Here is a 3428-nt window from a genome sequence, read left to right as displayed (position 1 = left end):
TGGCGTTCCGGACGTTCAGGGCGCCGTCGAGGCGGTTGATCGCTTCGACGACCAGGGAGGAGTCCATGATGGCCCCGTCGACGATCGCTTCCGGGGAGAGGCTCTCGACCCCGGCCTTCAGGAGCTTGTAGCCCCCGCCTTTTCCCTGCTTCAGCTCGACGAGCTTGACCCCGGAGCTCCCGATGTCGAGCCCCACGAGGTTTTTTGATTTGCCAAACAGCACTCGGCTCACCTACTCGTCAAAACGGTCTCGGGGGCGTCAACTGGGCACCGTAGCAACTGGGAAAAAACTACCAGATGCCTAAAGGCCTGTCAAGACAAAAGATTCACTGCCTCCAATACTTAGCCCCCTTCCCAAGCCTCGCGGCGCGTGCTAGGATCGGTGTTTCGTCGAGGAGGATGAGGCCATGGCTCAGGGATGTCACTTCTGCGGAAAGTCGGCCGTTTCGGGCAACCGGGTCAGCCACGCGCACAACGTCACGAAGCGCCGGTGGCACCCCAACGTCAAGAGCGTCCGGGCCGTCGTCGGGGGAGCCAGCCGCCACGTCAACGCCTGCACGCGTTGTCTCCGCAGCGGCAAGGTCGTCAAGCCGGTCGTCCGGACCCGTCCGACCGCCTGACCATGCGCCGCCGCCGGACGACTCCGGCGGCGGAAATCCGAAACACGAATCTCGAATCCAGCCAATTCTTCGCAGCGCGATGAATCGCGGCGAACACCCTGGGTCCCCGAATTCCGGCCCTGTCGCATCGCGGAGCCTTTCGCCGAAGTAACCGAGGCGAAAGCCCGCGATGCGGGAGCGAGGGCGAAGGGGGGTGACGGCGGACGCGGCGAGCCGCTCGTTGGGCGACCCGCGCCGCCGTCACGCGCTCCCGTCCCCCGAGCCCGCTCCCGCGACGGTCACGAGGCGGGAACCGCCGCGATGACCGGCGAGCGCCTCCGCACCTCCCGGACGCCGCCGATCGCCCGCAGCCGTTTCAGGACCTTCTCGAGCTGCTTGACCCCGGTGATCTCGAGGACGACGACGATCTCCCCCGTCCCTTCCTCCCCGGTCTTCGCCTCGATCCGGCGGATGTTGATCTTCTCGTCGGCGATCGTCTGCGTGACGTCGGCCAGCAGCGCCGGCCGGTCCTCGGTCTCCAGCCGGAGCTCGGCCGGGAACTTCGTCTCCGGCCGCTTGCCCGACCAGCTCACCGCGATCTGCCGTTCCGGGTCGTACATGAGGTTCGTCACGTTGGGACAGGCCGCCGAATGGACCGATACCCCGCGTCCGCGGGTGACGTAGCCGACGATCGGCTCTCCGGGTAGGGGGCTGCAGCACTTGGCGAGCGTCGCCATCAGGTCGTCGTACCCGACGACCTCGACCGACGGCGCCCCGAACGGCAGGATCTTTCGCGCCGCTCGGCCGATCGCGGAGCCGGGTTCCGCGGCCGGGACGCGGGCGATCTCGTCGGCGGGGACGAAGCGCTCGAGCACCTTGCGCGCCGCGAGCTTGCCGAACCCCACGGCGGCGTACAGATCGTCGATCTTCGACATGCCGAGCTCCGGCAGGAGATCGGCGAAGGCGCCCTCGGCCTCGAGCTTCTTCACGGATCGCTTGAAGCGCTTGAACTCGCGGTCGAGGAGCTTGCGCCCGATCTCGATCGACTTCTCCTTCTCCTGCGCATGGATGAAGTGCCGGATCTTGTTGCGCGCGCGCGACGTGACCGCGAAGGAGAGCCAGTCGCGCGAGGGCTTGGCGGCGGGCGAGGTCAGGATCTCGACCCAATCCCCGTTCGAAAGCAGGGTCTTGAGCGGGACGAGCCGGCCGTTGACGCGCGCCCCCACGCAGCGCGCGCCGACGTCGGAATGGATGCGATAGGCGAAGTCGACCGGTGTGGCGCCCCGCGGAAACGCGAAGACCTTCCCCTTCGGGGAGAACGTGTACACCTCGTCGGGATAGAGGTCGACCTTGAGCGCGTTCAGGAACTGCCGCGGGTCGGAAACCTCCGTCTTCAGGTCCGCGAGGCGGCGCAGCCAGTCGAAGCGCGCGTCGTCGGGGGAGGCGTCGAGCCTTCCCTCCTTGTAGCGCCAGTGCGCCGCGATTCCGCGCTCGGCGAGGACGTCCATCTCGAAGGTCCGCACCTGGACCTCGAAGGGCGTGCCGCGCTCCCCCATCACCGTCGTGTGGAGCGACTGGTAGAAGTTGGGCTTCGGCATCGCGATGTAATCCTTGAACCGCCCGGGCACCGGCCGCCAGATCTGATGGATGAGCCCGAGGATCGCGTAGCAATCCTTGACCTCGCGGCAGACGATCCGGAAGGCGAGGATGTCGTAGAGCTGGGCGATCTCGAGCCCCTGCCGCTTCATCTTCGCGTGGATCGAGTAGAGGCGCTTGACGCGGCCCCGGACCTGGCTCTCGATCCCCGCCTGCGCGAGCGCCGCCTCGATCCGCCGCTGGATCTCCTCGACGAGGCCGCGCGTGTTCTTCAGGCGGGCTTCGACCTCCTGCGAAAGCTGCTCGTACGCGCCCGGCTCGAGGTAACGGAACGCGAGGTCCTCGAGCGGGCCCTTGATCGCCCCGACGCCGAGCCGGTTCGCGATCGGCGCGTAGATCTCGAGCGTCTCCCGCGCGATCTCGATCCGTTTCTCGGGCGCGAGGAACTCGAGGGTCCGCATGTTGTGGAGCCGGTCGGCGAGCTTCACGAGGATCACCCGCAGGTCCGACGCCATTCCGAGGATCATCTTGAGGAAGGTCTCCGCCTGCTCCTGCTCGCGCGAATGGAACGAGAACTTGCCGATCTTCGTCACGCCATCGACGAGTTCGGCGACCTCGGGGCCGAAATGCCGCGCGAGGTCATCTTTCGTGACGCCCGTGTCCTCGAGGATGTCGTGCAGGAGGCCCACGACGATCGAGACGTCGTCGGCGCGGATGTCCGCGAGGATCCCGGCGACGTTCATCGGGTGGATCAGGTACGGTTCCCCGGACCGGCGCGTCTGCCCGTGGTGCTCCTTGGCCGAAAACACGTAGGCCTTCCGCAGGAGCGTCTCGTCGCTCGCCGGGTTGTAGGCCTGCACCTTCTCCAGGATCTCCTCGAACCGGATCACGGCATTATTGTAGCTGGCGCCGCCATCCATCGAGCCCCTCGCGGGAGCTGACTCGGGGAACGGGAGCGCGTGACGGGCTCGCGGCTCGTCGAACGAGCGACTCGACCGCGAGCCCGCCACCCCCTCGCCCACGCTCCCGCTCCCGCATCGCGGGACCCGCGCTCGATTACTTCGCGCGGGGTCCTCAGCGATGCGAAAGGCCCGCCCGAGGTCTCCCGGGTCCCCGCAGTTCGCCGGGCTCGCGCCTGGCGCCGCCTCATCGCCGAGCTGGTGTCAGGGGAATTCTTGGAATCGAGCATCGGATACTCAGACCCACGAGTTCGACCTGACTTTCGGCTCGAGA

Annotated in this window: 3 protein-coding genes; 1 reads left to right on the top strand and 2 read right to left on the bottom strand. The window is 67.3% G+C overall.

The features are described from left to right. Window positions 1–232 (bottom strand): pilus assembly protein PilM (gene pilM / locus VKH46_13715; GenBank protein ID HKB71899.1); only part of this gene is annotated, 232 nt, incomplete at its 3' end. 175 nt (window positions 233–407) lie between these two features. Here pilM and rpmB point away from each other — a divergent pair. Then, window positions 408–620, top strand: a complete 213-nt coding sequence (gene rpmB, locus VKH46_13710) for a 50S ribosomal protein L28 (protein HKB71898.1) — start codon at window positions 408–410, stop codon at window positions 618–620. A 278-nt stretch (window positions 621–898) separates the two neighbouring features. Here the strand turns inward: rpmB and VKH46_13705 are convergent, their stop codons facing one another. Further along, the gene (locus VKH46_13705) at window positions 899–3085 is read right to left on the bottom strand and encodes a bifunctional (p)ppGpp synthetase/guanosine-3',5'-bis(diphosphate) 3'-pyrophosphohydrolase (protein ID HKB71897.1); all 2187 of its coding nucleotides are present in this window, start codon (window positions 3083–3085) and stop codon (window positions 899–901) included. Window positions 3086–3428: the final 343 nt, after the last annotated feature.

The sequence above is a fragment of the Thermoanaerobaculia bacterium genome (genome assembly GCA_035260525.1).
Classification (GTDB): Bacteria; Acidobacteriota; Thermoanaerobaculia; order UBA5066; family DATFVB01; genus DATFVB01.
Note: the sequence above shows the minus strand (reverse complement) of the source record. Positions and strands in the feature narration are given on the sequence as shown.

Excerpts from the sequence above, each read along its gene's own strand:
- rpmB (HKB71898.1), top strand. The coding sequence starts at position 408 with ATGGCTCAGGGATGTCACTTCTGCGGAAAGTCGGCCGTTTCGGGCAAC.